General features: G+C 65.2%; 21 protein-coding genes and 1 pseudogene. 13 read left to right on the top strand and 9 right to left on the bottom strand.

Going from position 1 to position 26664, the window contains the following annotated elements:
* The first annotated feature begins 103 nt into the window (after window positions 1-103).
* The 3 genes from MUG94_RS08970 to MUG94_RS08960 all read left to right on the top strand — a co-directional run bounded on the left by MUG94_RS08970 (window position 104) and on the right by MUG94_RS08960 (window position 5507).
* The gene (locus tag MUG94_RS08970) at window positions 104-1702 is read left to right on the top strand and encodes an ABC-F family ATP-binding cassette domain-containing protein (RefSeq protein ID WP_227889840.1); all 1599 of its coding nucleotides are present in this window, start codon (window positions 104-106) and stop codon (window positions 1700-1702) included.
* Window positions 1703-2475: 773 nt separating this feature from the next.
* On the top strand, window positions 2476-3645 hold the full coding sequence (locus MUG94_RS08965; protein WP_227907780.1) for an ATP-binding protein: 1170 nt from the start codon (window positions 2476-2478) through the stop codon (window positions 3643-3645).
* Between the two features lie 74 nt (window positions 3646-3719).
* Window positions 3720-5507 (top strand): hypothetical protein, encoded by a 1788-nt coding sequence (locus MUG94_RS08960; protein WP_227907781.1) that lies wholly within the window; start codon window positions 3720-3722, stop codon window positions 5505-5507.
* A gap of 20 nt (window positions 5508-5527) precedes the next feature.
* Here the strand turns inward: MUG94_RS08960 and MUG94_RS08955 are convergent, their stop codons facing one another.
* Genes MUG94_RS08955 through MUG94_RS08945 form a run of 3 tightly spaced genes read right to left on the bottom strand, consistent with a single transcriptional unit; the run spans window position 5528 to window position 7128 of the window.
* Entirely contained in the window at window positions 5528-6406 is an 879-nt protein-coding gene (locus tag MUG94_RS08955) for an SURF1 family cytochrome oxidase biogenesis protein (protein WP_227907782.1), read from the bottom strand.
* Entirely contained in the window at window positions 6407-6709 is a 303-nt protein-coding gene (locus tag MUG94_RS08950; protein WP_227889835.1) for a hypothetical protein, read from the bottom strand.
* Window positions 6706-7128, bottom strand: coding sequence for a DUF3099 domain-containing protein (locus MUG94_RS08945; protein ID WP_227907783.1), 423 nt, complete (start codon window positions 7126-7128; stop codon window positions 6706-6708). Before MUG94_RS08945 ends, MUG94_RS08950 begins: the two co-directional genes overlap by 4 nt.
* A 115-nt stretch (window positions 7129-7243) precedes the next feature.
* On the opposite strand from MUG94_RS08945, the gene MUG94_RS08940 reads away from it, so the two are divergent.
* Window positions 7244-7972: a beta-ketoacyl-ACP reductase gene (locus MUG94_RS08940; RefSeq protein WP_227889833.1), complete on the top strand. Its 729-nt coding sequence runs from the start codon at window positions 7244-7246 to the stop codon at window positions 7970-7972.
* Window positions 7973-8091: 119 nt separating this feature from the next.
* A complete protein-coding gene (locus MUG94_RS08935) occupies window positions 8092-8847 on the top strand; it encodes an SDR family oxidoreductase (protein WP_227907784.1) in 756 nt (251 codons plus the stop codon).
* A 30-nt stretch (window positions 8848-8877) separates the two neighbouring features.
* On the opposite strand, the gene serB is transcribed toward MUG94_RS08935, so the two are convergent.
* On the bottom strand, window positions 8878-9807 hold the full coding sequence (serB, locus tag MUG94_RS08930) for a phosphoserine phosphatase SerB (protein ID WP_227907785.1): 930 nt from the start codon (window positions 9805-9807) through the stop codon (window positions 8878-8880).
* Between the two features lie 85 nt (window positions 9808-9892).
* Here serB and MUG94_RS08925 point away from each other — a divergent pair, with 85 nt between their 5' ends.
* From MUG94_RS08925 to MUG94_RS08895, 7 genes are all read left to right on the top strand, one after another.
* Window positions 9893-10678 carry an ABC transporter ATP-binding protein gene (locus MUG94_RS08925; RefSeq protein WP_227889830.1) on the top strand — a complete coding sequence of 262 codons (786 nt, stop codon included), beginning with the start codon at window positions 9893-9895 and terminating at the stop codon, window positions 10676-10678.
* Between the two features lie 28 nt (window positions 10679-10706).
* Window positions 10707-11480 carry a sulfite exporter TauE/SafE family protein gene (locus tag MUG94_RS08920; protein WP_227907786.1) on the top strand — a complete coding sequence of 258 codons (774 nt, stop codon included), beginning with the start codon at window positions 10707-10709 and terminating at the stop codon, window positions 11478-11480.
* Window positions 11480-12289, top strand: coding sequence for a TrmH family RNA methyltransferase (locus tag MUG94_RS08915; RefSeq protein WP_227889828.1), 810 nt, complete (start codon window positions 11480-11482; stop codon window positions 12287-12289). Before MUG94_RS08920 ends, MUG94_RS08915 begins: the two co-directional genes overlap by 1 nt.
* A 122-nt stretch (window positions 12290-12411) precedes the next feature.
* A complete protein-coding gene (locus MUG94_RS08910) occupies window positions 12412-13365 on the top strand; it encodes a hypothetical protein (RefSeq protein ID WP_227907787.1) in 954 nt (317 codons plus the stop codon).
* Window positions 13366-13531: 166 nt separating this feature from the next.
* Window positions 13532-13789 carry a type B 50S ribosomal protein L31 gene (locus tag MUG94_RS08905; protein WP_227889826.1) on the top strand — a complete coding sequence of 86 codons (258 nt, stop codon included), beginning with the start codon at window positions 13532-13534 and terminating at the stop codon, window positions 13787-13789.
* Window positions 13790-13880: 91 nt separating this feature from the next.
* The gene (gene lplAB, locus MUG94_RS08900; RefSeq protein ID WP_227907788.1) at window positions 13881-14960 is read left to right on the top strand and encodes a lipoate-protein ligase LplAB; all 1080 of its coding nucleotides are present in this window, start codon (window positions 13881-13883) and stop codon (window positions 14958-14960) included.
* Window positions 14961-15042: 82 nt separating this feature from the next.
* Window positions 15043-15378, top strand: coding sequence for a cupin domain-containing protein (locus tag MUG94_RS08895; protein WP_227889824.1), 336 nt, complete (start codon window positions 15043-15045; stop codon window positions 15376-15378).
* Between the two features lie 24 nt (window positions 15379-15402).
* Here MUG94_RS08895 and pepN read toward each other — a convergent pair whose 3' ends face one another.
* The 3 genes from pepN to MUG94_RS08880 form a co-directional block, all read right to left on the bottom strand.
* Entirely contained in the window at window positions 15403-18009 is a 2607-nt protein-coding gene (pepN, locus tag MUG94_RS08890; protein ID WP_227907789.1) for an aminopeptidase N, read from the bottom strand.
* Window positions 18010-18017: 8 nt separating this feature from the next.
* Window positions 18018-19658 carry a glycosyltransferase family protein gene (locus MUG94_RS08885; protein WP_227907790.1) on the bottom strand — a complete coding sequence of 547 codons (1641 nt, stop codon included), beginning with the start codon at window positions 19656-19658 and terminating at the stop codon, window positions 18018-18020.
* A 122-nt stretch (window positions 19659-19780) separates the two neighbouring features.
* The gene (locus MUG94_RS08880) at window positions 19781-20815 is read right to left on the bottom strand and encodes a YeiH family protein (RefSeq protein WP_227907791.1); all 1035 of its coding nucleotides are present in this window, start codon (window positions 20813-20815) and stop codon (window positions 19781-19783) included.
* Between the two features lie 168 nt (window positions 20816-20983).
* Between MUG94_RS08880 and MUG94_RS08875 the strand changes: the two genes are divergently transcribed.
* Window positions 20984-23737 carry a cation-translocating P-type ATPase gene (locus tag MUG94_RS08875; RefSeq protein WP_227907792.1) on the top strand — a complete coding sequence of 918 codons (2754 nt, stop codon included), beginning with the start codon at window positions 20984-20986 and terminating at the stop codon, window positions 23735-23737.
* A 7-nt stretch (window positions 23738-23744) separates the two neighbouring features.
* Here MUG94_RS08875 and MUG94_RS08870 read toward each other — a convergent pair whose 3' ends face one another.
* A complete protein-coding gene (locus tag MUG94_RS08870) occupies window positions 23745-25184 on the bottom strand; it encodes an SDR family oxidoreductase (RefSeq protein WP_227889819.1) in 1440 nt (479 codons plus the stop codon).
* Between the two features lie 154 nt (window positions 25185-25338).
* Window positions 25339-26601, bottom strand: a pseudogene (glgC, locus tag MUG94_RS08865) (glucose-1-phosphate adenylyltransferase); the annotation flags it as partial.
* Window positions 26602-26664: the final 63 nt, after the last annotated feature.

The following is a 26664-nucleotide window of genomic DNA, read 5'->3' as shown; positions in this document are numbered from 1 at the left end:
ATTCCTTTGGAGGTTTTCTACAAATCGCCGATCGACGGTAGACTGGAAAAGCTGCAATCGCAGCGCGAGTACTATCCCCGAACCCCCTCGAAAGGTCCACTGAGTGATTTCCGTATCTAATCTCGAGCTCCGTGCCGGCGCACGTTTGCTCATGGAAGCGGTTTCATTCCGTGTGGACAAAGGCGACAAGATTGGATTGGTGGGCCGCAACGGCGCGGGCAAAACCACTCTGACCAAGGTTCTGGCCGGCGAGGCGCTGCCCGCCGCAGGGCATGTGAAGCGCGCCGGCGAGATTGGCTACCTCCCGCAGGACCCCCGCACACCTGACATGGAGCAGCTGGGGCGCGACCGCATCCTGTCCGCCCGCGGCCTGGACAAGGTTTCCGCGCAGCTAAAGAAGTGCCAGGACGAGATGGCCAGTGATGACCCCAAAATCTCGCAGAAGGCCATGAACCGCTATGACCGCCTGGAGGCCGAGTTCCTCTCCGCCGGCGGATATGCGGCAGAGTCTGAGGCAGCAACCATCACCGCCAACCTGGCGCTGCCGGACCGGCTGCTGAACCAGCCCCTGAGCACCCTATCCGGCGGCCAGCGCCGCCGTGTGGAGCTGGCACGGATCCTGTATTCCGATGCCGAAACCATGCTCCTCGATGAGCCCACCAACCACCTGGACGCCGACTCCATCTCCTGGCTGCGGGAGTTCCTGAAGAACCACACCGGCGGCCTGATCGTGATCAGCCACGACACCGCGCTCCTGGAAGCAACCGTCAACAAGGTCTTCAGCCTGGACGCCAACCGTGCCACGATTGACATCTACAACATGGACTGGAAGCGCTACAAGATCCAGCGCGAAACCGATGAGCGCGCCCGCAAGCGTGAGCGCGCCAACACCGAGAAGAAGGCCGGAATCCTGCTGGCCCAGGCCAACAAGATGAAGGCCCGCGCCTCCGGTGCCTCCGCCGCACAGAGCATGCTCAAGCGCGTGGACCGGCTGATGGGCGGGCTCGACGCCGTCCGCGCCACCGACCGGGTCGCAGCCCTGCGTTTCCCGGATCCGGCACCCTGCGGCAAGACGCCCATGATGGCCGAGGGCCTGAGCAAGAGCTACGGCTCGCTGGAAATCTTCACCGACGTGGACCTCGCGATCGACCGCGGTTCCAAGGTGGTTATCCTGGGCCTGAACGGTGCAGGCAAGACGACGCTGCTGCGCATGCTCGCCGGTGTGGACACCCCGGACACCGGAAAGATCATTCCCGGCCATGGCCTGAAGGTGGGTTACTACGCCCAGGAGCACGAAACGCTGGACACCGAACGTACGGTTCTCGAGAACATGCGCTCTTCCGCTCCGGACATGGACGATGCCGAAGTACGCAGCGTGCTGGGCTCGTTCATGTTCAGCGGCGACGACGTCGAGAAGAAGGCCGGGGTGCTCTCCGGCGGTGAGAAGACCCGTTTGGCGCTGGCCACCATCGTGGCCTCCTCGGCCAACGTCCTGCTGCTCGATGAGCCCACCAACAACCTCGACCCCGCTTCCCGCGCGGAGATCCTGGGCGCCCTAAGCAGCTATTCAGGCGCAGTGGTCATGGTCAGCCACGATGAGGGCGCCGTGGCGGCGCTTAACCCGGAGCGGGTTGTGCTGCTGCCCGACGGCGACGAGGACCACTGGAACGAAGATTACCTGGACCTGGTGACGCTGGCCTAAGTCAGCCGGACTTCGCGGCTCCCGGCAGAAGCGAAGCCGCAAATGTAGATGAAGGCCCCCGTGCGCACGGCGCGTGGGGGCCTTCGCTTTGTGCCTGCGGGCCACGAGCGTCAGCCCCGAGCGCCCAACGCTTTAGTTTTCCTGTATCCGTCTCCATCCATCAATATAAGGTTTCCCAGATACGCCCCCGCAGAGCGAGTTCCGCGCTCACCTCAGATGTTCACCCCTGGACACTTATTCAACCCAAAATATCTTTTGGCAGGGGAGTGCCCCCGCTGCATGAGTGACTCTGGCGTGGAGGGGGGCGGGGTGTCTGCCAGGGTTTGCCTCTGTCACCAGACCACCGGGCCAGGGGGTTCGCCGCTGGGGCGGAAGTGGATGACAAGCCAGGCCAAACAGGCGCGGGTCGGTAGGTCGCCAAAGCAGCGCGCGCCCGTCGTCCAGATGGAACCCTGCGGGGCCAGACGGTGGGGGAGTGGCCGGCAGATGAATCGGACAAACGCATGCTGCCTTATGGGTGTCAGTGAACCAGGGCAGAATTCCGTCCGCGTAGACCCGAAAACCCGTGCGTAAACGCGCGGCAGGGGAGTGGCCGGCAGGGATTTCCATCTGGTGTGCAGCTCTGGTGGGTTCCGCCGCAGTGTGGTCACCATATCTGCGCGCGCAGCGACCGCAGGTCGATTTCCTTCGATGCCTGTCGACCCTCCCCCATTTCTTATCCGATTCTATCCAATAATATAAAAAAATCTGGATATAGCGCTAGGATGGGTGGCATGCACAGTGCCTCGAACCCGTACTCACCAGGAGCCGGCCGCCGCCCTTTCGAACTGGCCGGCAGAACAGCCCTGATCAATGATTTTGACCTCGTGATTTCCCGGGCGGCCTCGGGGCGTACGGACCGGGGGATAGTGCTGCACGGTTTGCACGGAGTAGGTAAGACCGTGCTGCTAACAGAGTTCCGCAGGAGGGCGGAAGAGGCAGGCTTCCTCGTCGTCTCGCTGGAGGGAAGGGATGCCGAAGGCGGCCCCAAGGCCATCCGTGCAAAGCTCGCCCGTGGACTGCTGCAGGCGGGCCGCAAGGCGCATTCCCGCGGCGGCACGCCTGCCCTGGCAGTTGCCCTGGGAACCATTGCTTCGTTTGCGGCGGGCCTTCAGGTCAGCGGGATCGATGTTGGTGTCGGCGCCCGGCATGGCAGGGGCGACTCCGGCGCCTTCGCCGTCGACTTCGAGGAGACGGTGGAGGACACCGCCGTGGCTCTGGCGGAACGGAAATCGGCACTGATCCTGGTCGTGGATGAAATGCAGAACCTGGACGCGGGCCTCCTGTCTGCGCTGCTGGGGGCGCAGCATCAGGCCGGCCAGCGGGACTGGCCGTTCTATCTGGTGGCGGCTGGACTGCCGAATCTGCCGGCAGTCCTGAACCAGTCCCAGCGGTATGCCGAGGGGTTGTTTACCTACCGGAGGGTGGGCGCCCTGGACCGTGAAGACTCCGGCATCGCATTGGTTGCTCCCGCGGCGGAGCAGGGGGTCTCCTATGATCCCCAGGCGCTGGATCTGCTGCTCAACGCTGCGGGCGGGTACCCGTATTTCCTGCAGGAGTACGGTTCGGCAGCGTGGGAGTCGGCCCCTCGGAAGCGGATTACTGCGGACGATGCGAAGGTGGCCGTCGAAGTGGGGCGCGCCCAGCTGGACCAGGGGTTTTTCCCCCTGCGGTGGCGCAGGTCCACCAAGGCCGAACGCGAGTTCCTGCGGCTCATGGCGATGGACGGCGCCGGGGGATCAAGCACAGCCACCTTGGCTGCCCGTGCCGGCAAGAAAATGACGTCCATGACGATGACCCGGGGATCCCTGATCCGCAAGGGCATCATCTACGCCCCCGAATTGGGCCAGGTGTCCTTCACCGTGCCCGGAATGGCGGACTATGTGCGAAGGGTCACCGCTTAGGCGGCTCCCGGTGACTCAGGTGACTCAGGCAGGTTCTTTTGAATGGCGTCCGCTGTCTCGGTAGGCTGGAAGGCTTGAAGCGAACCGGAATTCAAGCCGGCCGCCCGGGGATTCCACCCCCGCATAGCCCACCACAGAAGGACGGCACCGTTATTTCTTCCGCATTCTCCCCACCGTTCTCCCGCTGCCTGGCTGCGGGTGCCCTGTCGCTGGGGCTCATCCTCAGCGGCTGTACGGCATCCCCGGGAGCTCCCGGGGAAGCAGGCGATCCGGACGTCCCAGCGGTCAGCCTGCAGCAGTCGGGAGCAGTAACGGGCGTCTTTGACGGGGGAACGGGTCCCGCCTCGCTGGCTGCGAGCAGCGCCTTCTTCGAGTCCAGCCCTGCGGCGGTGGTGCTGGGAGCGGCCAACCCGGCCGCTTCGGGTCTGGCTGCCGCCGCAGCGGCCGGGCTGGGCGTTCCACTGCTCGTCGTTGAACCCGGAAATGAACAGCAGGTCGAGGGCGAACTTGAACGGCTGAGGGTCGACTCTGTGGTTCTCTACGGTGCACCGGCGGAAGGATGGCCCGCCGTTGCGGGGGACCGGACCCAGGTGTCCGGCCCTGCAGACGTGGACGGGTTCCGGACGGTGCTGGACCTTGAGGTGGTGCCGGCAGAAGCTTCAGGGGCGGTTGCCCGGATCGCGGCCATGGACCGCGGCGAACCCCTCGCGGTTCCCGGACTGGAGGCGGCTCCAGCGCAGACCGCAGTGCAGGAGACCAACGCTTCGGAAACCGAAGTTCCCAAGGACAAGGCTCCAGCACAGGAACTGCCGGAGTTTGAGGCTGCCGGCAATCGGGCGGAGGCCATTGTGCTTGCCACTGAAGATCCGGCGTCCGCCGCGGCAGTGGCCACGGCGCGTGCAGCTGGCGCCGAGGTGCGGATGGTGGAAGCAGCCGATCCCCGCGCGGACCCGGCAACCATCGAAGCCCTGCGCAGCCACCGGGACGGCGGCATCTACGCTGTCGGTGACGGCTTTGGCGGCGCGGAGACTTTCGCAGCGCACAGTGACGTGGCGTTGAACGCTCCGGAACTTCCCGGCGGGGGACAGACAGTCTTCCCCGGCAGGAGAATGGTTGCCTTGTACGGTCACCCCAGCGGAGGCAGCCTTGGCGTCCTGGGGGAACAGGGCCTGGAGGAATCGATCCGGCGGGCGCAGGAAACCGCCGCGCAGTATCAGCCCTTTAGCGACGAACCGGTGGTTCCCGCCCTTGAACTAATCACGACAGTTGCCAGTTCCGAGGCCGGCGCCGACGGCGACTTCTCCACGGAAACCGCCGTGGCAGAGCTGCTGCCCTGGATCGAAGCGGCAGGGGAGGCAGGGGTGTATGTCATCCTGGACCTGCAGCCGGGCCACAGCACATTCCTGAACCAGGCCCGGAGGTACGAGGAGCTGCTGAAGTTCCCGCACGTGGGCCTGGCGTTGGACTCGGAGTGGCGCCTTGCCCCCGGCCAGCGGCATTTGGAGCAGATCGGCTCCGTGGACGCGGCCGAGGTTAACGAGGTGTCGGCATGGCTGGCAGAGCTGACCCGGGAGAATGTCCTCCCGCAGAAGCTCTTTATGCTCCACCAGTTCAACTCATCCATGATCCGCGACCGGGATCAGCTTGATGTCAGCCACAGCGAACTGGCGGTCAGCCTCCACGCCGACGGGCACGGAACCCCGGGGGAGAAGCTGGATACCTGGAATGTCCTGCGCACCGGGCTGCAGCCGGAGATCTGGCCGGGTTGGAAGAACTTCTACGACGAAGACACCCCCACGCTGACACCGGAGCAGACCTTCACCCAGATCGATCCCAAGCCCTGGTTCATCTCCTACCAGTAGCGGCGGCGGGCGGGCAGAAGCTAGTAGCCCTGCGCGTCCAGCAGGGCGTCTTCTTCATCTTCCTGGGTGCTGCCGCGCTGTTTGCGCGGGCGGCGGGGACGGCTCGGTGCGGGGTGGGCGGCGATCATTTCGTCGTCGTCGTCGTCCTCTTCCCACTCGTCGTCGTCGCCGTAGCGCAGGTTCAGCGCCTCCTGGCGGGCCGCGTAACCGAGCCCGACAAACAGCATGACGCCGAAGGCGAACCACTGCATGGCATAGGAGAGGTGCGGGCCCTCATCCACTGACGGTTTGGGGGCCGCCTCGGGAACAACCTCAGGGCGCGGGTCTTCGCTGGACATCAGGCCGTAGGCCCCCTGCTCCAGCTCGTACCCCACTTCGTCCTGGTAATGTGCCAGGTCGATGGACGCCAGCTGCCCCTCGGGGGCTCCGCGCCTCACCTCCGGTTCAGCGGGCTTAATGCGCGCGACGACGGTTACTTCGCCGCCGGGAGCGGGAGGCACGGCGTCGGGTTTGCCGGCCTCGTCATTGCCGATCGGCAGCCATCCCCTGTTGATCACCACTGCGGTGCCGTTGGAGAGCTTCAGCGGCACCACCACTTCATAGCCGGCGCGTCCACTCAGCGGACGGTTCCGGACAATGCGCTGATTCTCCGTGTCGTAGACCCCGGTCATGGAAACCGGCAGCCATTCCTTGGCCGGGTCATAATCCTCAAAGAGGCCGGCCGCGTCCTCGAAAGGCACGGGGGCGGCGTCATAGTTATTGACAACGTTGCCGATGTCTTCGCGGATGGCGTCGCGGCGGTCAAGCTGCCACATTCCGAGGGAGGAACACACAACGGAGAGCAGTGCGGTCAAGGCGAACCAGCCCAGCCAGCGGCCGGAGAGGAGAAAACGGTACATCTAGGCGGTCCCGCTTCCGGTGTCCGTCGGAGCAGGCGGACCGGCAAGCGGAAGGGTTTGCTTCCAGAGGTCGCGGGTCTGCAGGTACTCTTCCAGCCAGCCGCGGTGATCGCTGCAGGCAAGCCAGGTCTTCCGGCGTTCGGGGGTATGGATCCGGGGGTTGTTCCACAGCAGGCGCCACTGCGCAGCCTGGCGGCACCCCTTCCGCGAGCAGACAGCGGGAGCGTCGGCACCCGGATCCGACGGTTCGGTTCCGGGCCGGGCAGCCCCGGTGGTCCGGGCCAGTTGGTCAAGAAGGTTCATGCTGAGGGTGGTGCCTTATCGTCGTGGTGGCCGGGGGCGGGCTCATCGTCAGCGAGCTCGCCGTGCAGCACTGCGGTTTCGGGGGAATCCCGGGGATCGGGTTCTCCGGGCTGCCGGGGGCGGGGAGCCTCAATTGCGGCCGCAGGGGGCGCATCAATCATGGATTCCGACGCCGTCATGTTGCGGGTGTCGGATCCTCCGTTGGCAATGATGACGGCAAAGTACGGAAGAACGACGGCGCCGGCAATCACCACCCAGAGCAGCCACCCGTGCACAACAAACAGAAGGAATAAACAGACCAGGCGGATGCTCATGGACACCGAGTACTTGATCATGCGTGCGCGCATCTCATCGGTGTGCGCCGTGCGGGCGTCCGTGATCCGGGGGACCTGACCGCCGCGGCTGGATTCCTTATTCATCACTCTCCCAAACAGATTTATCCATTGTCGCACCGGTTGCCGCGATGTTGAAGTCGGAACTGGCCCGGCTAGGATCGGTTCCTGTCACCCCCACACTTTCAGCGGAGGAAAATCTGTGCAGAACAACACCCAGCCATCCACAGGCCGCAGCGTCCTGGTTACCGGCGGAAACCGCGGCATCGGCCTTGCCATAGCCCAGGCGTTTGTTGCCAACGGCGACCAGGTGGCGATCACCTACCGCAGCGGAGACGTTCCCGAAGGGATGCTCGGGGTCAAGGCCGATGTGACCGATATGGCTTCGATTGACGCGGCGTTCACCGAGGTGGAGGCCGCTCACGGTCCCGTGGAGGTGCTGGTGGCGAACGCCGGCATTACCCGCGACACCCTGCTGCTGCGGATGAGCGAAGACGATTTCACCGACGTCGTGGACACGAACCTCACCGGCGCCTTCCGGGTCATCAAGCGTGCCTCCAAAGGGATGATCAAGCTGCGCCGCGGGCGGGTTGTCCTGATCTCCTCCGTGGTGGGGCTCTACGGCTCACCCGGCCAGATCAATTACGCCGCGTCCAAATCCGGACTGATCGGCATTGCCCGGTCGCTGACCCGGGAACTGGGATCCCGGAATATCACCGCCAACGTAGTGGCCCCGGGGTTCATCAACACGGACATGACCCGTGCCCTGCCCGAGGACACGCAGAAGAATTACCTCTCCTCCATTCCGGCCAACCGGTTTGCCGAGCCGGAAGAGGTTGCCGGCGTGGTTCGCTGGATCGCCAGCCCCGAAGCGGCCTACATTTCAGGTGCCGTCATCCCCGTTGACGGCGGTCTGGGGATGGGCCACTAAGCTCCCGGAGGGAATCCTTGGAGGTTTCCACCACTTCGCGGATCGCCCGAGGCTGGCAGGATGGGAGAAGTTGCGCATTATTTTGTTCGATTTCGACAAACCTTCACAAAGGAGAACCCATGGGCCTGCTGGACGGCAAAGCCGCCATCGTCACCGGATCCTCACGCGGCATCGGAGCGGAGGTGGCCAAGTATCTGGCTGCCGAAGGCGCCGGCGTGGTGGTCAACTACCGGCAGAAGGCCCCGCGGGCCAACAAGGTTGTCACCGGCATTGAGAACGCCGGCGGCCGTGCTGTTGCTGTCGGTGCGGACCTGACCTCTCCTGAAGGCCCGGCAGCCCTCATCGCGGCAGCCACGGAGAACTTCGGCGGCCTGGATGTCCTGGTGCTGAACGCCTCGGGCGGCATGGAGACTGGCGTCGCGGAGGATTATGCGCTGAAGCTCAACCGCGACGCCCAGGTGAACATGCTGAACGCTGCCTTGGAGGTCATGCCGGTCGGCTCCCGCGTGGTTTTCGTCACCAGCCATCAGGCGCACTTCATTAACTCCGTGCCCACCATGCCCGAATACGAGCCGGTGGCCCGGAGCAAGCGTGCCGGGGAGGACGCGCTGCGCGGAATGCTGCCGCAGCTCGAGGAGAAGGGCATCACCCTGGTGGTCGTTTCCGGCGACATGATCGAGGGAACGGTCACTGCTACGCTCCTGGACCGGGCGAACCCGGGTGCCATTGAAGCCCGCCGGGTGGAAGCCGGGCGGCTGTATTCCGTGGCGGAGTTCGGTGCCGAGGTGGCCCGCATGGCCACTGCGGATGTCCCCTCGGGCCACACCGAGTACGTGGGCGGCTCGGACTATCTCGCAGCCGGCCAGGTTCCCTAGGTTTCCGGGGTTTCCCGCAAAAGAGAGTCCCTACAGCTTCACGAAGTGCTGCACCACGTCCAGGTTGGGCAGGTTCAGCACAGCATCTGCGGCGGCCTGCACTGCCGGTTTGGCGTTGAACGCCACTCCCAGTGCGGCCGCCGCCAGCATGTCCAGGTCATTGGCGCCGTCGCCCACGGCAATGGTGTGGCGGTCCTCGATGCCCATTCCTGCCGCCCACTCCCGCAGGGAGCGGGCCTTGGCTGCGCGGTCCACCACGGGGCCGTCCACGGAGCCGGTAAGCACTCCGTCCACAATGCCCAGCAGGTTGGCCCTGGCATGGGTCAGCTGCAGGCGTTCCGCGAGCGGAGCAAGAACCTGGCTGAAGCCGCCGGAAACTACGGCCACCGCATGCCCAGCGGCCAGGAATTCCTTGACCAGAGCCTCTGCGCCGTCCGACAGCTCAATACGCGCGCCAACTTCTGAGATGACGGACTCCGGCAGCCCGGCCAGTGCCTTGACGCGCTGGTGCAGGCTCTGGGTGAAGTCCAGCTCGCCGCGCATGGCTGCCTCGGTCACCGCGGCGACCTCGGCCTCGCGTCCGGCGTGCGCAGCCAGCAGTTCAATCACTTCCTGCTTGATCAGCGTGGAGTCCACATCCATGACCAACAGCTTTCGTGCCGGTTCCAAGAGGGAGGAGGGCACGACGGCGCTGGCAGCTCCCTGCGCAGCCGCCCCCAGGGCGGCAGCGGCAGCGGTGACCGCCATCCGCAAAGTCTCGATGCCGCCGTCGTACTCCACCAGCAGTTTGGTGACGGCATAACCGTCCCCGGGGGCGTTCTCCAGTTCCAGGATGCGGGCGCCGGCTACCCCCACGGCCTGCTGAATCGCAGCGAGATAGGCATCGCCCAGTTCCCGTCCGTAGCTGACGACACTGAAGTGGGGCGCGGCGGTGTTTCCGAGGGAGCCGGAAGTGGGCATTGCGTATCCGTTTCTGCAGGCGGGGCTGGAACTGCGGGGCGCGCGTTTAGCCATCGGCCCTTTCTTTAGCCTAATGTCTAGTGCTATGAGTGATGTTCTTGAATTTGCTGCCGTAAGTGTCGTCCGCGGCGGCAAGACCCTGTTGGATGCGGTTGACTGGCAGGTCAAGGAGGGGGAGCGCTGGGTCATCATGGGCCCCAACGGCGCAGGAAAGACCACTCTGCTGCAGATCGCCGGCGGGCGGATGCATCCCACCCGCGGCGTAGCCGGAATCCTTGAGGAAGTCCTCGGAACCGTTGATGTCTTTGAGCTTCGTCCCCGGATTGGCCTGGCGTCGGCGGCCCTGGCGAACCAGATTCCGGAACACGAAACTGTGCTGAACGTGGTGCTGACCGCCTCCTACGGCATGACCGGACGGTGGCGGGAAAAGTACGAGAAGCTGGACGAGCGCCGTGCTTTCCGGCTCCTCCACGACTGGGGCATGTCCACCTTCATGAACCGTAATTTTTCCTCCCTGAGCGAGGGTGAGCGCAAGCGCGTGCAGATTGCACGCGCACTGATGACTGATCCGGAGCTCCTGCTGCTGGACGAGCCGGCCGCCGGGCTGGACCTCGCCGGCCGCGAGGATTTGGTGGCGCGCCTGTCCGAGCTGGCCGCTGACGAGGAAGCGCCCGCCATGGTGCTGGTCACACACCACCTCGAAGAAGTTCCCCCAGGCTTCACCCACGCTCTGCTGCTCCGGGACGGCGGGGTGGTGGCCTCCGGCCCCATCGGGGATGTCTTCACGGAGAAAAACCTCAGCACCGCCTTTGATATGCCGCTGAACGTTCAGCATGACGGCGGCCGCTGGTCCGCCACCGCCCGCCGCTAATCCACCGCGACGCACCCTATCCTTTCTCGTGGACCTTTGTCATGACGCCTTAGTCTTCGTTGCCGGGTTGTGGGCGGGCACGATCAATGCCGTGGTCGGGTCGGGAACCCTTGTCACCTTTCCCGTGCTCGTGGCCCTGGGCTATGCCCCGGTGGCGGCCACCATTTCCAACGCGATGGGACTCATCGCCGGAAACGTTGCAGGTTCCTGGGGCTACCGCCGGGAACTGGCCGGGCTGAAGCCGACCCTCCTGAAGCTCCTGCCTGCCTCAGTGCTGGGCGGCATCACGGGCGCCGCCCTGCTGCTGCATCTGCCGGAGAGAGTCTTTGGCGCCGTGGCGCCCTACCTGATCGTGGTGGCGCTGCTGTTTGTCATCTTCCAGCCGAAGCTGCAGTCCTGGGTCCGCCGGCGGGCCGATGCATCGCCTGCGGCAAGACCGCGCAGGCGGCAGGGCGTCATCCTGGTCATCCTGATCTACCTGGCGGGCGTGTACGGCGGCTACTTCGTGGCCGCGCAGGGAATCCTGCTGGTGGGCATCCTGGGAATCTTCCTCCAAGGCACCCTTCAAAACGCCAACGCCATGAAGAACATCCTGGTCCTCGGTGTGAACATTGTTGCCGCCGTCTCCTATCTGCTTTTTGCCTTCGACCGGATTGTGTGGCCCGTGGTGGCGCTCATTGCGGTGGGTTCGCTGATCGGCGGATTCCTGGGCTCCGCCGTCGGCCGCAGGCTGTCGCCCGTGGTGCTGCGGAGCGTCATCGTGCTGCTGGGACTGCTCGCCCTGTGGAATATGGTGTTTTAGTGACCCTGCACTATCTGAACACCGCCGCCGATCCGCGCGTGGCCGACTACACCGGCCTGACCGACACCGCCCTCCGGCGCCGCCGGGAACCGGAGGAAGGCATGTACATTGCCGAGTCCTCCAAGGTCCTCCGCCGCGCGCTGGACGCCGGACACCGTCCCCGCTCCTTCTTCCTCGCCGAGAAGTGGATCCCCGATCTCCAGGACCTGCTGGACCGTTACCCCGAGGTACCCGCCTATGTGGGTACGGCGGACATCCTTGAGGAGATCACCGGTTTCCACCTGCACCGCGGCGCGCTGGCGGCCATGGAACGCCCGGCACCGCTGGAGCTCGAGTCCCTGCTGGCGTCGGCACGCCGGGTGGCCGTGCTGGAAGACATTGTGGACCACACGAACATCGGAGCGATTTTCCGTTCCGCGGCGGCGCTGGGAGTGGATGCCGTGCTGGTCAGTCCCCGCTGCGCGGATCCGCTGTACCGCCGGGCAATCCGGGTCAGCATGGGAACCGTCTTCCAGGTTCCGTGGGTGCGGTTGACGGACTGGCCCGGGCAATTGGAGGTCCTGCGGAACGCCGGCTTTGTCACCGCTGCTTTGGCGCTGGCCGAGGACTCCCTGACTCTGGACCAGCTCAGCTCCCGCCGGGATGAGCGCCTCGCCCTGGTTCTCGGCACTGAAGGGGACGGCCTCGCTGCGGGAACCATCTCCGCCGTGGACCTCACCGTCCGCATCCCGATGAGCGGAGGAGTGGACTCCCTGAATGTGGCTGCCGCCAGCGCCGTGGCTTTCTGGGAGTGCCGCGCCGGAGGGTAAGGGTTACTACGCCCCTCAGACGCTGAGGATGTTGAACGGGAGCTTGAGGTCAATCCCGCGATCCGGAGTTCAAGGTCCTCGCCAATTCCGCAAGCTTCGGCTCCCACTCTTACCCTCTGCCGGTGAGGGTGGAACACTGGGCGGTGTTCACCTCCCAGGAAGGGCTCGCCATGAAGCGCGGACACTTGCAGGACTCAGGCCGCCGGGCACGGCTTGGCGTGCCTGCTGCTGCCCGGGCATCTCGTCCAGCCATTGTGGTGTTCCTGGTGGCAGCTGCACTGACCGTCACATCATGCGGCCCGACTGCGGAACAGGCACGGGCCAGGGAAGTGGTGTCATCCTCGCCCGCTGCTCCCGTGCCAACTCTGCTCCCCACGGTTGCTCCCGAGCCCGTCACAGCCCCGACAGCCACAGCAACCCCCACTCCGGAGCCTCTCAAGGTGGGAGTCACCGGCAACCAGGCGGGGATGCCCCAGCCGGTTCAGGACGCCTGCCAGTTCCTGCTGCGTCGGGATCCGGCGCGGATGCCTGCGGGCGAGGCCGGGGACTGCGTAGGGGCGGCAATGACTGCGGGAACGGGGGCAATCCAAACCCTCACGACGTCGTCGAGTTGGATACCGCAGGGGACCCACACCGTGGATTTCACCACGGCGCCGGAATTCTCCCTCACTCTGGAGAATCCCGAACTGGGCCTGCGGGTCACATCCGGAGCCGGCGGCGGCAGCGTCGACACCGGAAGCGGCAGCGTCAGCGCCAATGCATCCGGAACACCCGAGGAGGCGTACGCAGCCGTGCTGGCCCAAGCTGCGGAGCTCACGGTAAACCCGGACCGCGTGGCGGAAATGCTGGGCGGCACTGAATCCCTGGAAGTGGACTACGACGCTGTCCTCAACGGTGCGGTCCGCACCAAAATCAGCGGCTACCGTTCTGTGGACGCCGCCGCCGATGACATGATGCCCGCCGGGGTCACGCTGTGGCTTGACGACTGGTACCGCCCGGTCCGGTTTGAACTCACCGGCCAGACCCGGGGCATCGCCTCGAGCATCACCGCCGTCAACAGCGCCTGGGCCTCCTGAGATGCTGCCGGCCGCGGCACTCACCTGGCTTTAACCCGTGGCCCCGAATGCGGTATGCTGAATTGCTGATCCCCGTACATGCGCGTCGCCGTGCAGGGCGGGGGACAATCCAAGCTTTCAACCACCAGTGCCTGGCAAAATCCAGGCACCAAAAGAAGGTAATACATTGAAGTCTGATATCCACCCCAAGTACGGCCCGGTTGTTTTCCGCGATCTCGCGTCCGACACCGCGTTCCTGACCAACTCCACGGCTACGTCCGCCAAGACGATCGAGTGGGAGGACGGCAACACCTACCCCCTCATCGAGGTGGAAATCTCCTCCGCGTCGCACCCGTTCTACACGGGCAAGCAGCGCATCATGGACTCCGCCGGCCGTGTCGAGCGCTTCAACGCCCGCTTCAAGGGCTTCGGCGGCAAGAAGTAATTCGTTCGTATAGAACAGCACAGGTTCTAGACTAAGAAGACCCGCCCGGCATTTCCGGGCGGGTCTTTTTACATGTGGAGAAGGAAACCGAATGAGCAGCAGGGAACAGGACAGCAGCCGCCTGCACGGAGAGTTCAAAGTGGCCGGCGGAAAACTCGTGGTGGTGGATCTGGAGGTCCGCGACGGAAAACTGGCGGACGTCTCCCTCAGCGGAGACTTCTTCCTGGAACCCGATGACGCCCTGGCGGACATCAACGCAGCTTTGGAAGGACTTCCCGCCGACGCAACCGGAGCAGACATCGCGGCCGCGGTCCGGGCCAACCTTCCGGCCGACGCCGTCCTGTTTGGCTTCTCGCCGGAGGCCATTGCCACCACCGTGCGCCGCGCCCTGGCAAAAGCCACCGGCTGGAACGACCACCAGTGGGAGATCATTGCCCCCACTCCGTTGCCCACAGCGATGCACGTGGCCATGGACGAGGTGCTGGCCGAAGAGGTGGGCGCCGGCAAGCGGAACCCCACGCTGCGGTTCTGGGAATGGGAGACGCCCTCAGTGGTGATCGGCAGCTTCCAGTCGCTGCGCAACGAAGTGGACCCGCAGGGCGCTCAGAAGCACGGGGTAACGGTGGTGCGCCGCATCTCCGGCGGCGGAGCCATGTTCATGGAACACGGCAATGCCATCACCTATTCGATCTACGTTCCGCAGTCCCTGGTGGACGGGCTCAGTTTCGCCGAGTCCTATCCGTTCCTGGACGCCTGGGTCATGGAATCGCTGGAAAAACTTGGCATCAAGGCCTGGTACCAGCCGCTCAATGACATCGCCACGGATCAGGGCAAGATTGGCGGGGCCGCCCAGAAGCGTTTCAGCAGCGGCGGCATGCTGCACCACGTGACCATGTCCTACGACATCGATGCCGACAAGATGCTTGAAGTGCTGCGGATCGGGAAAGAAAAGCTCAGCGACAAGGGCACCACCAGCGCCAAGAAACGCGTTGATCCGCTGCGCCGCCAGACCGGCCTGACCCGGGAAGAGATCATCAAGACAATGATGGACACCTTCACCGCGCGCTACGGTGCCGTGCCGGCCGGCATCACCGACGAGGAAATGGCCCTGGCGGAGAAGAAGGTGGCGGACAAGTTCGGCACCGCCGAGTGGCTCAACCGCGTCCCGTAACTTTCTCGCCGTCGTGCCGCTGGACTCACCGGCACGACGGCGGTGCTGTTGCCGGCGGTGCCCCTGCCCTAGACTGCCGAGCATGGAAAAAAAGTCTCTCACCGCATTGGCGCGGAACCAGCTGCAGATCGCCGGCGAAGCTTCCAGCGGCCGCAGCGCCCAGACGGTTTACGGCGGACACGAACACGTGCTTCGGCAGACAATCATCGCCCTGAACGCCGGATTCATCTTGGACGAGCACGATAATCCGGGTGAAGCCACCATCCATGTGCTCAAAGGACGCGTTCGGCTGCTTGCGGAAGGCCACTCCTGGGAAGGATCCGCGGGGGATCTTTTGATCGTGCCCCAGGCACGGCACTCAGTGGAGGCCGTGGAGGACTCAGCGGTGCTGCTGACCGTAGCGAAACTGGACCGCTGAGCCCTCTGGTGCTGCCGGGCCTGCCTATCTGCCGGCTGCCTGTGCCCGCAGCGCCCGCAGCAACTGGTCCTGCTGCTCGATAATGATCCGGCGCAGGGCGGCCGGAGCCTGGGGGTTGGCTTCAAGCCAGTCCATGCTGGCCACCAGGACCGGGTGATCTGCGGGAACCATGTGCTCCGGCAGGTCCTGCGCCCCGGGGAAGAGACCGGTCACCACACGGGTGGCCTGCCCGATGCTGCGTGAGCTCCAGACAAGGGTCAGTGAAGCAAAGTAATCCGCTGAGAAGACGGAGAGCATCTCAATGCTGCCGATCGTGAATCCCTCAATGGTGGCCGATAGCAGCTGGTTGGACAGCTCGTCCGAATGCACGGCGTCCTGCCAGGCGGCGGCCTTGACCGCGGGATCAGGGAACGCTGCCGCCGCAGTGGTGTAGCCCACCCGGCCCGATGCCGTGGTGTCCCGCTCCAGTTCTGCTTCCAGCTCGGCACGGGTGGCATTTGAGGTGGCGGCCAGCGCCTGCCACAGCAGCCAGCGCAGGTCCGAGTCCACGGTGAGGCCCGGTACGGTGGCCGTTCCCTGCAGCAGGCCGCGCAGCAGCTCCGTGTGGGAGGTGCTGTGGCGGCCCGTGGCAGCGGCGTTGCGGGCCCAGACCAGCTGGCGGTCGCTTCCCGGCTCCGCCTGGTGCAGCTGGTCAACCACCAGCGAATACAGCACTTCGCGCAGTTCGCTGCGGTCCTCCGCAGGGGCATACCGCTCCACGGCATACCGGGCGTTGTCCAGCACGACCTGCAGTACGCCGGAGCCGGTCTCAACCGGAGCAGCGTGCACGATGAGCCGCAGATAGTCGCGGGCACTGATGATCCCGTCGCGGACGCCGTTCCACAGGGCGGAGAAGCACACTGCGCGGGCCAGCGGGTCAGGAATCCGGCCCAGATTCTGCATCAGGACATGCAGCGAATCGGAGTCAAAACGGATCTTGGCGTAGGTCAGGTCCTCGTCATTGAGCAGGAGCAGGGCGGGCCGCAGCTTGCCCACAAGCTCAGGTACCGCGGTGCGGGGACCGTCGACGTCGATTTCCACGCTCCCGGTGCGGACCAGCGCACCCGCAGCGTCCGGGTTGTACAGGCCGATCCGCAGCCGGTGCGGCCGGGGAACCTGTTCCCCGCTGACGGGATCGGGTGCGTTCTGGACGATCGTGACCGAGGTGATGACGCCGTCGTCGTCCGTTTCCAGCTCCGTGGTCAGCAGCGGAACACCTGCCGTCTGCAGCCACAGCCGCGACCAGGCGCCCATGTCCCGGCCCGAAGCCTCACTCAGGGCACTGAGCAGGTCCGCAAGGGTGGTGTTGCCGAAGGCATGGCTCCGGAAGTAGCCGCGCGCTGCTGCGATAAACGCTTCGAAGCCCACATAGGACACCAGCTGCTTGAGCACGGAGGCGCCCTTGGCGTATGTGATGCCGTCGAAGTTCTGTTTGGCGGCTTCCAGATCGGTAATGTCCGCCACGATTGGATGCGTGGTGGGCAGCTGATCCTGGGTGTACGCCCAGGCCTTGCGCCGGTTGGCGAAGCTGACCCAGGAATTGCTGAACCCGGTGGCCTGATCCACGGCCAGGGCGCCCATGTAATCCGCGAAGGACTCCTTCAGCCACAGGTCGTCCCACCACTTCATGGTGACCAGGTCGCCGAACCACATGTGGGCCATCTCGTGCAGGATGGTGTTGGCGCGCGCCTCGTACTGCGCCTCCGTGGCCTTGGACCGGAAAACATAGGATTCGGTGAAGGTGACCAGACCCGGGTTCTCCATGGCGCCGAGGTTGTACTCGGGGACAAATGCCTGATCGTATTTGCCGAACGGGTAGGGGTAGGCAAACAGCTCGTGGAAGTAGTCCAGTCCCTGCTTGGTGATCTCAAAGATGTTCTGCGGGTCAAAATGCTCGGCCAGCGAGGACCGGCAGTAGGCGCCCAGGGGGATGTCCAGAACGGATCCGTCAGCCATCGTTCCGGACCAGGCGTCCTCCGCTTTGAAATACGGTCCGGCCAGCACCGTGGTGATGTACGTGGAAATGCGCTGAGTGGGGGCGAAATCCCAGCGGCTGAATCCGCCGTCCAGCTGCGTGCGGTTGGTTTCTACGCCGTTGGAGGCAACTTCCCATTCGGAGGGTGCGGTGACGTGGAAGGTGAAGGCGGCCTTGAGGTCCGGCTGCTCAAAGTTGGCGAACACCCGCCGGGCGTCGGCGGGTTCGTACTGGGTGTAAAGGTAGGTGCGGGCGTCGGCGGGATCGGTGAACCGGTGCATTCCCTCGCCGCTGCGGCTGTACAGGGCCGTGCCCTCCACCGTGACCGTGTTCTCGAGCTGCAGGGCCGGGAGGTGGATGCGCGCGTCGTCCACGGCGGTGTCCAGCGGCAGTTCGGCGCCGTTGAGGACGACGGAGCGGACACCGCCGTGGATGAAGTCCAGGAATGTTGCGGCACCCGGTTCGCTGCAGCGGAAAGTGATGGTGCTGCGCGAGCGGAAGCCCCCGGCTTCCGGATCTTCAGCGCTGCTCAGATCGAGATCAACATCGTAGGCATCAACGGATATGAGGGCTGAGCGGGCGGCGGCTTCATCACGACGCAGATTTTGGTTCGACACCACTTCATTCAATCACTTCCCGACCTCTGCCGCGGGCCCGCCAGTGCGGCTCCGGCGTCCCGGCCGCCTGGCACCCGGTCCATGACGGCGAAAAAAGACAGTGAGGCCAGCAGGATGAAGTACGGGATGTACAGGTACAGAAAGCGTGCCCGGCCTTCTGACAGCAGCAGGAACACGAGCAGGCCAAGCAGCGCAATGCGCAGCGCAGAGACCTCCGGCAGCATAAGGGTTGGCGTGCGGAGGAACAGGGGCACCGCCACCAGCCCCAGGATGATGAACCACGTTCCCTGCCACAGCGCAAAGAGCCACGGAAAACCCGGATTCCCGTAACCGAAGACGTCCTGGATGCTCTGGTCAACGGGGTCATCGGACACAAAATCGTCGCCGTCCAGGACTCCTTCACCCCAGGCAAAGAAGGAGCCGTCCCCGGTGATCCACAACAGCTTGTTGTTGAGGAATGAAACGTAGCCGCCCGGACCCATGGCGGCGACCCGCTCCGCATAGGCGTCCAGCCCATGCTGGAACTTCTCGCGCGGATCGCCCGCGGATGCGGTGCTGCGGACGTCGGCTTCGTTGTAGCTCCCGTACAGCGGGCCATATTTCCCGGGCACAAGGTGCGCCCCCACCTTCAGGAAGTGGGTGGGCGGAAGGGCGTTCGGGTTGGCTTCCACATCGAAGCCCACGGCCGTTCCCTGCTGCTCAACGGCGGTGATGAGCCGGTGCCCGGCAAAGAAGCTGCCGGCCACCACCGCAGCGCCGAGGAGGAGGACCGAGGCCCCGTGGCCCCGCCCGCGCAGCGCCGGGGAACAGGCAGCAGTGATACCGGCAGCCAGCAGGCAGATAAGCACGGTCGGCTTGATCCCGTAGCCTGCGGCGCCCGCCGTCCCGGCGAGGACCCACAGCGGTATCCTTCCTGCAAGGCTCCGGACACGCTGCGCGGCCAGCAGCAGGCACAGAATGAGGACTGGAAACAACAGCCCCACGGTGTCTGAATAGAAGACACCCAGCCACGGGGAGAACAGAACAAAGATGGTGGCGGGCAGCAGCGTAAAAGCGGCAAGGGTTCGCCCGCCGAGCATGCGCGCCGCCGCATAGGTCAGTGCGATTCCCGCGAACAGAACGACGGCGTTCAAAAAGGCGGCAGCCATTTCCAAGTCGGTGACGCCAAGGGAGATGACGAGACTGAACCAGGACGCCAGCAGCAGGGTCAGCAGGATGTTGTTGGGGTTCTGTGAAAAGTAGCCGGAATCAATGCTCTCCTGGGTCCCCAGGGCCAAACCGGCAGCTGAGCTGTGAATGGCGTGGGCATCCCAATCGGCGGGCAACCGCACGGCATAGGCCAGCCGAACCTGCAGGGCGAAGAGCCCCGCCCACAGTGCCGCCGACCCCAGTCTCGACAACAGGCGGTGCCGAAGCAGGAACGGGTGGACTCCCCGAAGGACAAAGTACAACCCGGTCATGAGCAGAAGCACTGCTCCGGCGGCGGCGAGCGCCCACGGTGTTTTGTACTGAAAGAACCCGTAGTGCGGAAACATGAGGTTGCCCGCCAGGCACCAGAGGATGATTGCGCAGAACGCCAGTCCGGCCGCTGCCGGGAGCAGGCTGTAGCTCCGCCTTTTCGTGCTGCCGGTGGCGGAGATACCCCTCATGGATACCCCCTAGGCCAACCTCATCATGAGCAGCTGCGCAATCATTTGATGGCAACAGCATTTGATGGCAACAGTAGGGGGGACCGGCGGCAGGTGACAAGGACTCTCGCTTCCCGCCGGGGTTACGGGGACAGGACCACGGCGAGACCAAGCCCCAGCGCACCGATGAGGAACCAGGAGGCGAGCGCCGCTGAGAGTGCCCTGGCACCGGAGGCAAACAGTGCCCGGAAGCGGACCGCCGCACCCAGTGCAAACAGCGCAGCCGCAAACAGGATCTCCTGGGCCAGCGCAGCCGCCTCCAGGACGCCCTCCGGAACCACCCCCGTGGTGCGCAGGACAATCAACGCCAGGAACCCGGCGACAAACAGGGGGAGCAGGGGAGGGCGTTTCCCGGGCCCTTCATCCGTTCTCTCCGTGTCCGGGCGCCGAATGAGCCCCGCCGCGGCGGTCAGCGGTGCCAGCAGGACCACGCGGGCCAGCTTGACGACGACGGCGGCCGCGAGCGCCGCTGTGCCTGCGGTCTGGGCCGTGGCCACCACCTGTCCGACGTCGTGGACGGAGGCACCGGCCCAGATGCCGAAGGTCTCTGGCGGCAGGCTCATCAGCGTGCCCAGCAGCGGCAGGACCCCGATGGCCAGCGTTCCGCACAGGGTGACCAGCGCTATGGGCACCACGGTGTCCTCCTGCCGCACCCTGCGGGAAGCAGCCACTGCACCGATGGCCGATACCCCGCAGATGGAGAAACCGGCGGCGATCAGCAGCGGCTCCTGGCCCGGCAGGCGGAACGCCCGGCAAATCGCATACGTGCCGGCGAAAGCCGCTCCCACCAGTGCCACAATCAGGAGCAGGGCGCTCCAGCCGAGACCTGCGATGTCCACCAGTGACACTTTCAGTCCCAGCAGCACGATACCCGTGCGCATGAACTTCCGCGCGGCCAGCGACAGCCCCGGCTTGAGCGGCCCGGCCACAGCCGTTGAAACGCCGGGAAGGTTGGCGGCCACCAGTCCCAGAATCACAGCTGTGGTCAGGACCGGCAGTCCGGGAAGAACCAGGTGCACCAGGTATGCCGGGACAACGGCGGCGGCAGCGGCAAGGACTCCGGGCAGGACGGTTGTCCGGGCAGCGGAGGAGGCTGCGGGGGAAGGGGAGGCGTTCACGGTTCCACCCTGCCGCAGAAGACGGTGCCGGCCAAACGGTGCCGGCAACCGGTGGTGTCCAGCCCGGTGGTGTTTGGCCGGCTCCGGGGCAGCTAACAGTGATGGGGGATTCCCGCCTGTGTGGCCTTTGTTACAGTGAAATACACCCCCTAGTTTTAGAGGCAACACATGGCTGACCAGCAACGAACAGCAGAACACCCCTGGACCCGGACACCCGAACAGGCGGCAGCGGAGCTGGAGGTCTCGCCGGCCGAAGGTCTCACCACCGAGGAGGTCCGGCAGCGTCGGCTCCGTTACGGGCCCAATGAGCTGGCGGCAGGCCGGAAGATTCCCGCATGGCGGAAAATCCTTAGGCTGTTGGCGGACCGGCTGATTCTGGTCCTGATCGCAGCCGCGGTGATCAGCGCCGTCGTCTCCCGCGAATGGGAAACACCGGTGGTCATCCTGGTGGTCATTGCCCTGAACACCACCCTGAACTACGTCCAGGAGCAGCGCGCGGAAAACAGCCTGGAAGCGCTGCGCAGCACGTCCGTCTCCGTTGCCACCGTCCGCCGGGGCGGCGTTCCGGTGGATGTCCCGCGCACCGAACTGGTGCCCGGCGACGTGGTGCTCCTGGAGGCAGGGGACACGGTCCCTGCCGACGGGCGGCTTCTTGAAGCAGTGCGCCTGCAGGTGGCGGAAGCAGCGCTCACCGGCGAATCCCAGCCGGTGAACAAGTCCGCTGCGGTCCTCACCGACCCGGAGCTGCCGGTGGCCGACCGCACCAACATGCTGTACATGGACACCGACATCAGCCGGGGCCGGGCCGTCCTGCTCGTCACCGGAACGGGCATGAGCACCCAGATCGGGCGGATCGCGCACCTGCTCGGTTCCACAGCCGAAGAAAAGACCACCCTTCAGCGCAGCATTGACCAGCTGGCGCGGCTGCTCACCTATGTGGCGCTGATCGTGGTGGCGGTGGTGTTCGTCCTGGGCCTGCTGCGCGGTGACAGCTGGGAGGACCTGTTCCTGACTGCCGTCTCGCTGGCGGTGGCGACCATCCCAGAGGGGCTGACCGCCGTCGTCGCCTTCACCCTGGCGATGGGCGCCTCCCGCCTGGCTGCGCGCGGAGCCATCATCAAGCAGCTGTCGGCTGTGGAGACCCTGGGCAGCACCTCGCAGATCTGCACTGACAAGACCGGAACCCTGACCCTGAACGAGATGACGGTGCGGTCCCTGTATACGGCCTCCGGCCGCACGTTCCGGGTATCCGGCTCCGGGTATTCCACGGAAGGAGCGGTGCTCAGCGCCGACGGGCGTCCGGCGCCGGCGTTGTCGGTGGCTTTCCTCGGCTTCGCGCTGTGCAATGACGCCTCAGTGCGCGACGGCGTACTCACCGGTGATCCCACTGAGGGGGCGCTGGTGGTCCTCGCAGAGAAGGGAGGCATCGACGCCGAAGGGGCGCGTGCATCGCATCCCCGCATCGCGGAGGTTCCCTTTGATTCGGACTACAAGTTCATGGCCACGTTCAACCGGCGGCCGGCGGATGAGGAAGCCGGGCATGGTCCGGGACCGGCCGACGAGGTTTTCTGTTACGCCAAGGGAGCTCCCGGTGTACTGCTGGAACGGTCGCAGTTCGTGGCCACCGCTGACGGCAGACGCCGCCTGACATCCGAGGACCGCCAACGCATCAGCGATGAAGTCACCGCCTTGGCGGAACGGGGCCTGCGCACCATGGCTGTTGCCGGGCGGCCGGCGGACGGCCCGCTGCCTGAGGACCCGGACGAGCTCCGGGACAGCGTGGCAGGCCTGACCCTGTATGCCGTGGCAGGCATCATGGACCCGCCGCGCAGCGAAGCAGGCGACGCCATCGCCCGCGCGCACGAGGCCGGGATCAGCGTGCACATGATCACCGGAGATCACCTGATCACCGCTTCGGCCATTGCCCGCGACCTGGGGATTGGCGGAGAAGCGGTGTCCGGTGCGGACCTGGACCGTCTCGATGACGCGCAGCTGCAGCAGCGCGCTCCCGGGTACGGTGTGTTGGCCCGGGTGTCACCCGAGCACAAGATCCGGATGGTCCAGGCATTGCAGGCCGACGGCGCGGTGGTCGCGATGACCGGCGACGGCGTCAATGACGCGCCGGCCCTGAAGCGGGCGGACATTGGTATTGCCATGGGCATCACCGGCACCGATGTGTCCAAGGGTGCGGCGAAAATGATCCTGACGGATGACAACTTCGCCACCATTGTTGCCGCGGTCCAGGAAGGTCGGGGGATCTACGCGAACATCATTAAGTTCGTCCGGTTCCAGCTCACTACGGCCTGGGGGTTCGTGCTGATCTTCCTGGCGGCTGCGGCCTTCTCCCTGGCCGGCGGGGCACCCTTCACCGCACTGCAGATCCTCTGGGTCAACATCATCATGGACGGCCCGCCAGCCCTGGCACTCGGTGTTGATCCCGCGGACCCGGACCTGATGAAGCAGCCGCCGAGGCCGGCCCGGGAACCGCTGCTGACCGGCCGGCGGATCCTCCAGATCCTGACCATGGGTCTGGTGATGGCCGCCGGCACCTGCGCCGTCCTGTATCTGGCACCGCAGATGTACCCGGAGAGTGCGGGCGACCCGCTGTTCGCCACCACGCTGGCCTTCACGACGTTCGTGTTCTACCAGGCGTTCAACCTGCTTAACGTGCGGTCGGCCAACGGGAGCGTGTTCTCCTGGCAGACCTTCACCAACCGGGCCATCTGGGTGTCGCTGGCCGCCGTCGTCGTGCTGCAGGTCCTGGTGGTTCAGCTGGGAGTGCTGCAGGGGCTCTTTGACACCACGGACCTCACCTCGGGCCAGTGGTTCCTGGCACTCGGCGTTGGCTCAACCGTGCTGTGGATCTCGGAGATCCGCAAGGCCGTATCCCGCTTCCGGGCGCAAAGCCGGGGTCCGGCCTAGTTCCGGCTTACCAGGGCGAAGGCTTGTAGTCCTTCAGGAAGACCCCGTACTGGTCCTCGCCGGCCTCACCCATGACGATCGGATCGTACACGCGGGCCGCGCCGTCCACGAGGTCCAGGGGAGCGTGGAAGCCCTCCTCGGCCAGGCGCACCTTCGTGGGGTGCGGGCGTTCATCGGTGATCCAGCCGGTGTCCACGGCGGTCATCAGGATGCCGTCGGTTTCCAGCATTTCCTCGGCGCTGGTGCGGGTGAGCATGTTCAGCGAGGCCTTGGCCATGTTGGTGTGCGGATGGCCCGGGCCCTTGTAGCGGCGGCTGAACTGGCCCTCCATGGCGGAGACGTTCACGATGTACTTGCGGCGGGCGGGGGAGGCCGCCATGGCCGGGCGCAACCGGTTCACCAGCAGGAACGGTGCAGTGACGTTGCAGAGCTGGACCTCCAGCATTTCCAGCGGCTCCACTTGGTCCACCACCTGGGTCCAGGAGTTGATCGGCGCAGTGTCGGGCACCAGGCCGCCGGCGTCGATCGCCGTTCCGGCATTCAGCTTCTCGAGCGAGGAGGAACCGGCGGTCAGCGCCAGGGAAGTGACGGCGTCGCCCGCCAGCACCGGGTGCTCGGCAATCGAACCGGCCAGCGCCGTCGGGTGTGCGTTGTAGGTGTGGCCGAAGGTGACCAGCTCCGGCATCGCGGCCGACTCCGGCAGGGCTTCAAGCTCAGCGTCCATCAGCGGCTGGTAGGCGTTGGAAGTCCGGCGCACCGTCTGTGCAGCGTTGTTGATCAGGATGTCCAGGGGGCCGGCGTCGGCCACGGATTCAGCCAGCGAGATGACCTGCGCCGGATCACGCAGGTCGATGCCTACGATCTTCAGCCGGTGCAGCCAGTCCGCCGAATCTTCCATCGCGGCGAAGCGCCGCGCGGCGTCCTTGGGGAAGCGGGTGGTGATGGTGGTGTGCGCACCGTCGCGCAGCAGCCGCAGGGCAATGTACATGCCGATCTTGGCCCGGCCGCCGGTCAGGAGGGCGCGTTTGCCGCTCAGATCGGTGGTGGCATCACGCTTGGCGTGGCTGAAGGCGGCGCATTCGGGGCAAAGCTGGTGGTAGAAGGCGTCCACCACCGTGTAAGGCTGCTTGCAGATGTAACAGTTGCGGGGCTTGATCAGCGTGCCGGCGGACGGGCCGTGGGCGGAGGTCTTCAGCTGCGCGCCGCGGGTCTCGTCGTCGATGCGGTCAGAGGCGCCGGTGGCCGTCAGGGCGACGACGGCGCGGTCGGCTTCGGCGACGGCGCTGCGCTTCTCAATCTTCTTGTGCTTCTTGACGGACTTGAACATCTTGGCGGTGGCGCGCCGAACAGCTACATAGTCCGGATCTTCCTCATCCAGGACATGGATGGAGGACAGGACCCGCAGGCAGGCGGCAAGGTCTTCGGGGCTCAGGTCGGGGGTGCTCATGAAAATCGTTTCTGCTGTGAATCGGCGCCGGCGGTGGACACGGCGAAGGCATACGTGATGCCATCCGACCTTACAACGAAACGCCGCGGCACCCCGTATCGAGGGTGCCGCGGCGGTCGAACATCACAATGGGTAAGCGCGTTCCCTAGGCCGGTGCGGCCTCGGCTTCAGGCTCGGGAAGCGTGACCTTCTGGCCCTTGCTGAGGACTGTCAGCCCGGACTCGGTGATGGTGAAGCCGCGTGCCAGGTCCAGGTCGCGGTCGACGCCGATGGTCGCTCCCGGGGGAATCTGCACGTTCTTGTCGATGATGGCACGGCGGACCACCGCACCCTCACCCACGTTTACGTTGTCCATCAGCACGGAATCGGCCACCACGGCGTTGGTGGATACATACACGTCCTGTGCCAATACGGACCCGGTGACGGTGCCGCCGGAAATGACCGTGCCGTCAGAAACGATCGAGTCAATTGCGGTGCCGGCCTGGTCGGAGGCGCTGCGCACGAACTTGGCCGGCGGGGAGATGCTCTGCCGCGTGTAGATGGGCCACTGGAGGTTGTACAGATTGAACGCCGGCAGCGGCGAAATCAGGTCCATGTTGGCGTCGTAGTAGGAATCGAGCGTGCCCACGTCGCGCCAGTACTGGTGGTCGCTGCCCGTGGACCCGGGGATGACGTTGTGGGAGAAATCGTAGACAGCGGCGTCGTCGCGTTCCACAAAGTAGGGAATGATGTCCCCGCCCATGTCGTGCTTGGTGATGAGGCGTTCGGCATCAACCTTCAGTGCCTCCACCAATGCGTCAGTGTTGAAGACGTAGTTGCCCATCGAGGCCAGGAACATGTCGGGATCGTCCGGAAGCCCGGGAGTGGTTGCCGGCTTTTCCACGAAGGCTCCGATCATGCCGGGGCGTTCGGGATCAGTCTCGATCACTCCAAACTGGTCCGCCAGGTACAGCGGCTGCCGGACGGCGGCGACGCTGACCGACGCACCGGATTGAATGTGGGCCTCCACCATCTGCGAGAAGTCCATCCGGTACACGTGATCCGCGCCGATGACCACCACAATGTCCGGCTGGGCGTCATCGATCAGGTTCATGGACTGATAGATGGCGTTGGCGCTTCCCAGGAACCAGCTCTTGCCCACGCGCTGCTGAGCAGGCACCGAGGCCACATAGTTCCGCAGCTGAGTGGAGAGCCGCCAGGTCTCCGAAATGTGCCGGTCCAAGCTGTGCGATTTGTACTGGGTCAGGACCACGATCTGCAGGTATCCGGAATTGACCAGGTTGGACAGTGCAAAGTCGATGAGCCGGTAGCGCCCGGCAAACGGAACTGCGGGTTTTGCCCGGTCCGCGGTCAGGGGCATGAGGCGTTTGCCTTCCCCTCCGGCAAGGACAACGGCCAGGACCTTCTTTGGCGCCATTTTGTTATTCCCCTGTTTCCGTTACTCGTATATCTGTCGAAACATGTGACGAATTACTGCGGT

This window comes from Arthrobacter gengyunqii, from assembly GCF_023022985.1.
Classification (GTDB): domain Bacteria; phylum Actinomycetota; class Actinomycetes; order Actinomycetales; family Micrococcaceae; genus Arthrobacter_B; species Arthrobacter_B gengyunqii.
This window is presented reverse-complemented; position numbering and strand designations above follow the sequence as displayed.

Coding starts and splice junctions, on each gene's coding strand:
- MUG94_RS08870 (WP_227889819.1), bottom strand. CDS start 25,184: ATGAGCACCCCCGACCTGAGCCCCGAAGACCTTGCCGCCTGCCTGCGG.
- serB (WP_227907785.1), bottom strand. CDS start 9,807: ATGCCCACTTCCGGCTCCCTCGGAAACACCGCCGCGCCCCACTTCAGT.
- MUG94_RS08965 (WP_227907780.1), top strand. CDS start 2,476: ATGCACAGTGCCTCGAACCCGTACTCACCAGGAGCCGGCCGCCGCCCT.
- MUG94_RS08875 (WP_227907792.1), top strand. CDS start 20,984: ATGGCTGACCAGCAACGAACAGCAGAACACCCCTGGACCCGGACACCC.
- MUG94_RS08925 (WP_227889830.1), top strand. CDS start 9,893: ATGAGTGATGTTCTTGAATTTGCTGCCGTAAGTGTCGTCCGCGGCGGC.
- MUG94_RS08955 (WP_227907782.1), bottom strand. CDS start 6,406: ATGTACCGTTTTCTCCTCTCCGGCCGCTGGCTGGGCTGGTTCGCCTTG.
- MUG94_RS08950 (WP_227889835.1), bottom strand. CDS start 6,709: ATGAACCTTCTTGACCAACTGGCCCGGACCACCGGGGCTGCCCGGCCC.
- MUG94_RS08885 (WP_227907790.1), bottom strand. CDS start 19,658: ATGAGGGGTATCTCCGCCACCGGCAGCACGAAAAGGCGGAGCTACAGC.
- MUG94_RS08945 (WP_227907783.1), bottom strand. CDS start 7,128: ATGAATAAGGAATCCAGCCGCGGCGGTCAGGTCCCCCGGATCACGGAC.
- lplAB (WP_227907788.1), top strand. CDS start 13,881: ATGAGCAGCAGGGAACAGGACAGCAGCCGCCTGCACGGAGAGTTCAAA.
- MUG94_RS08895 (WP_227889824.1), top strand. CDS start 15,043: ATGGAAAAAAAGTCTCTCACCGCATTGGCGCGGAACCAGCTGCAGATC.
- MUG94_RS08935 (WP_227907784.1), top strand. CDS start 8,092: ATGGGCCTGCTGGACGGCAAAGCCGCCATCGTCACCGGATCCTCACGC.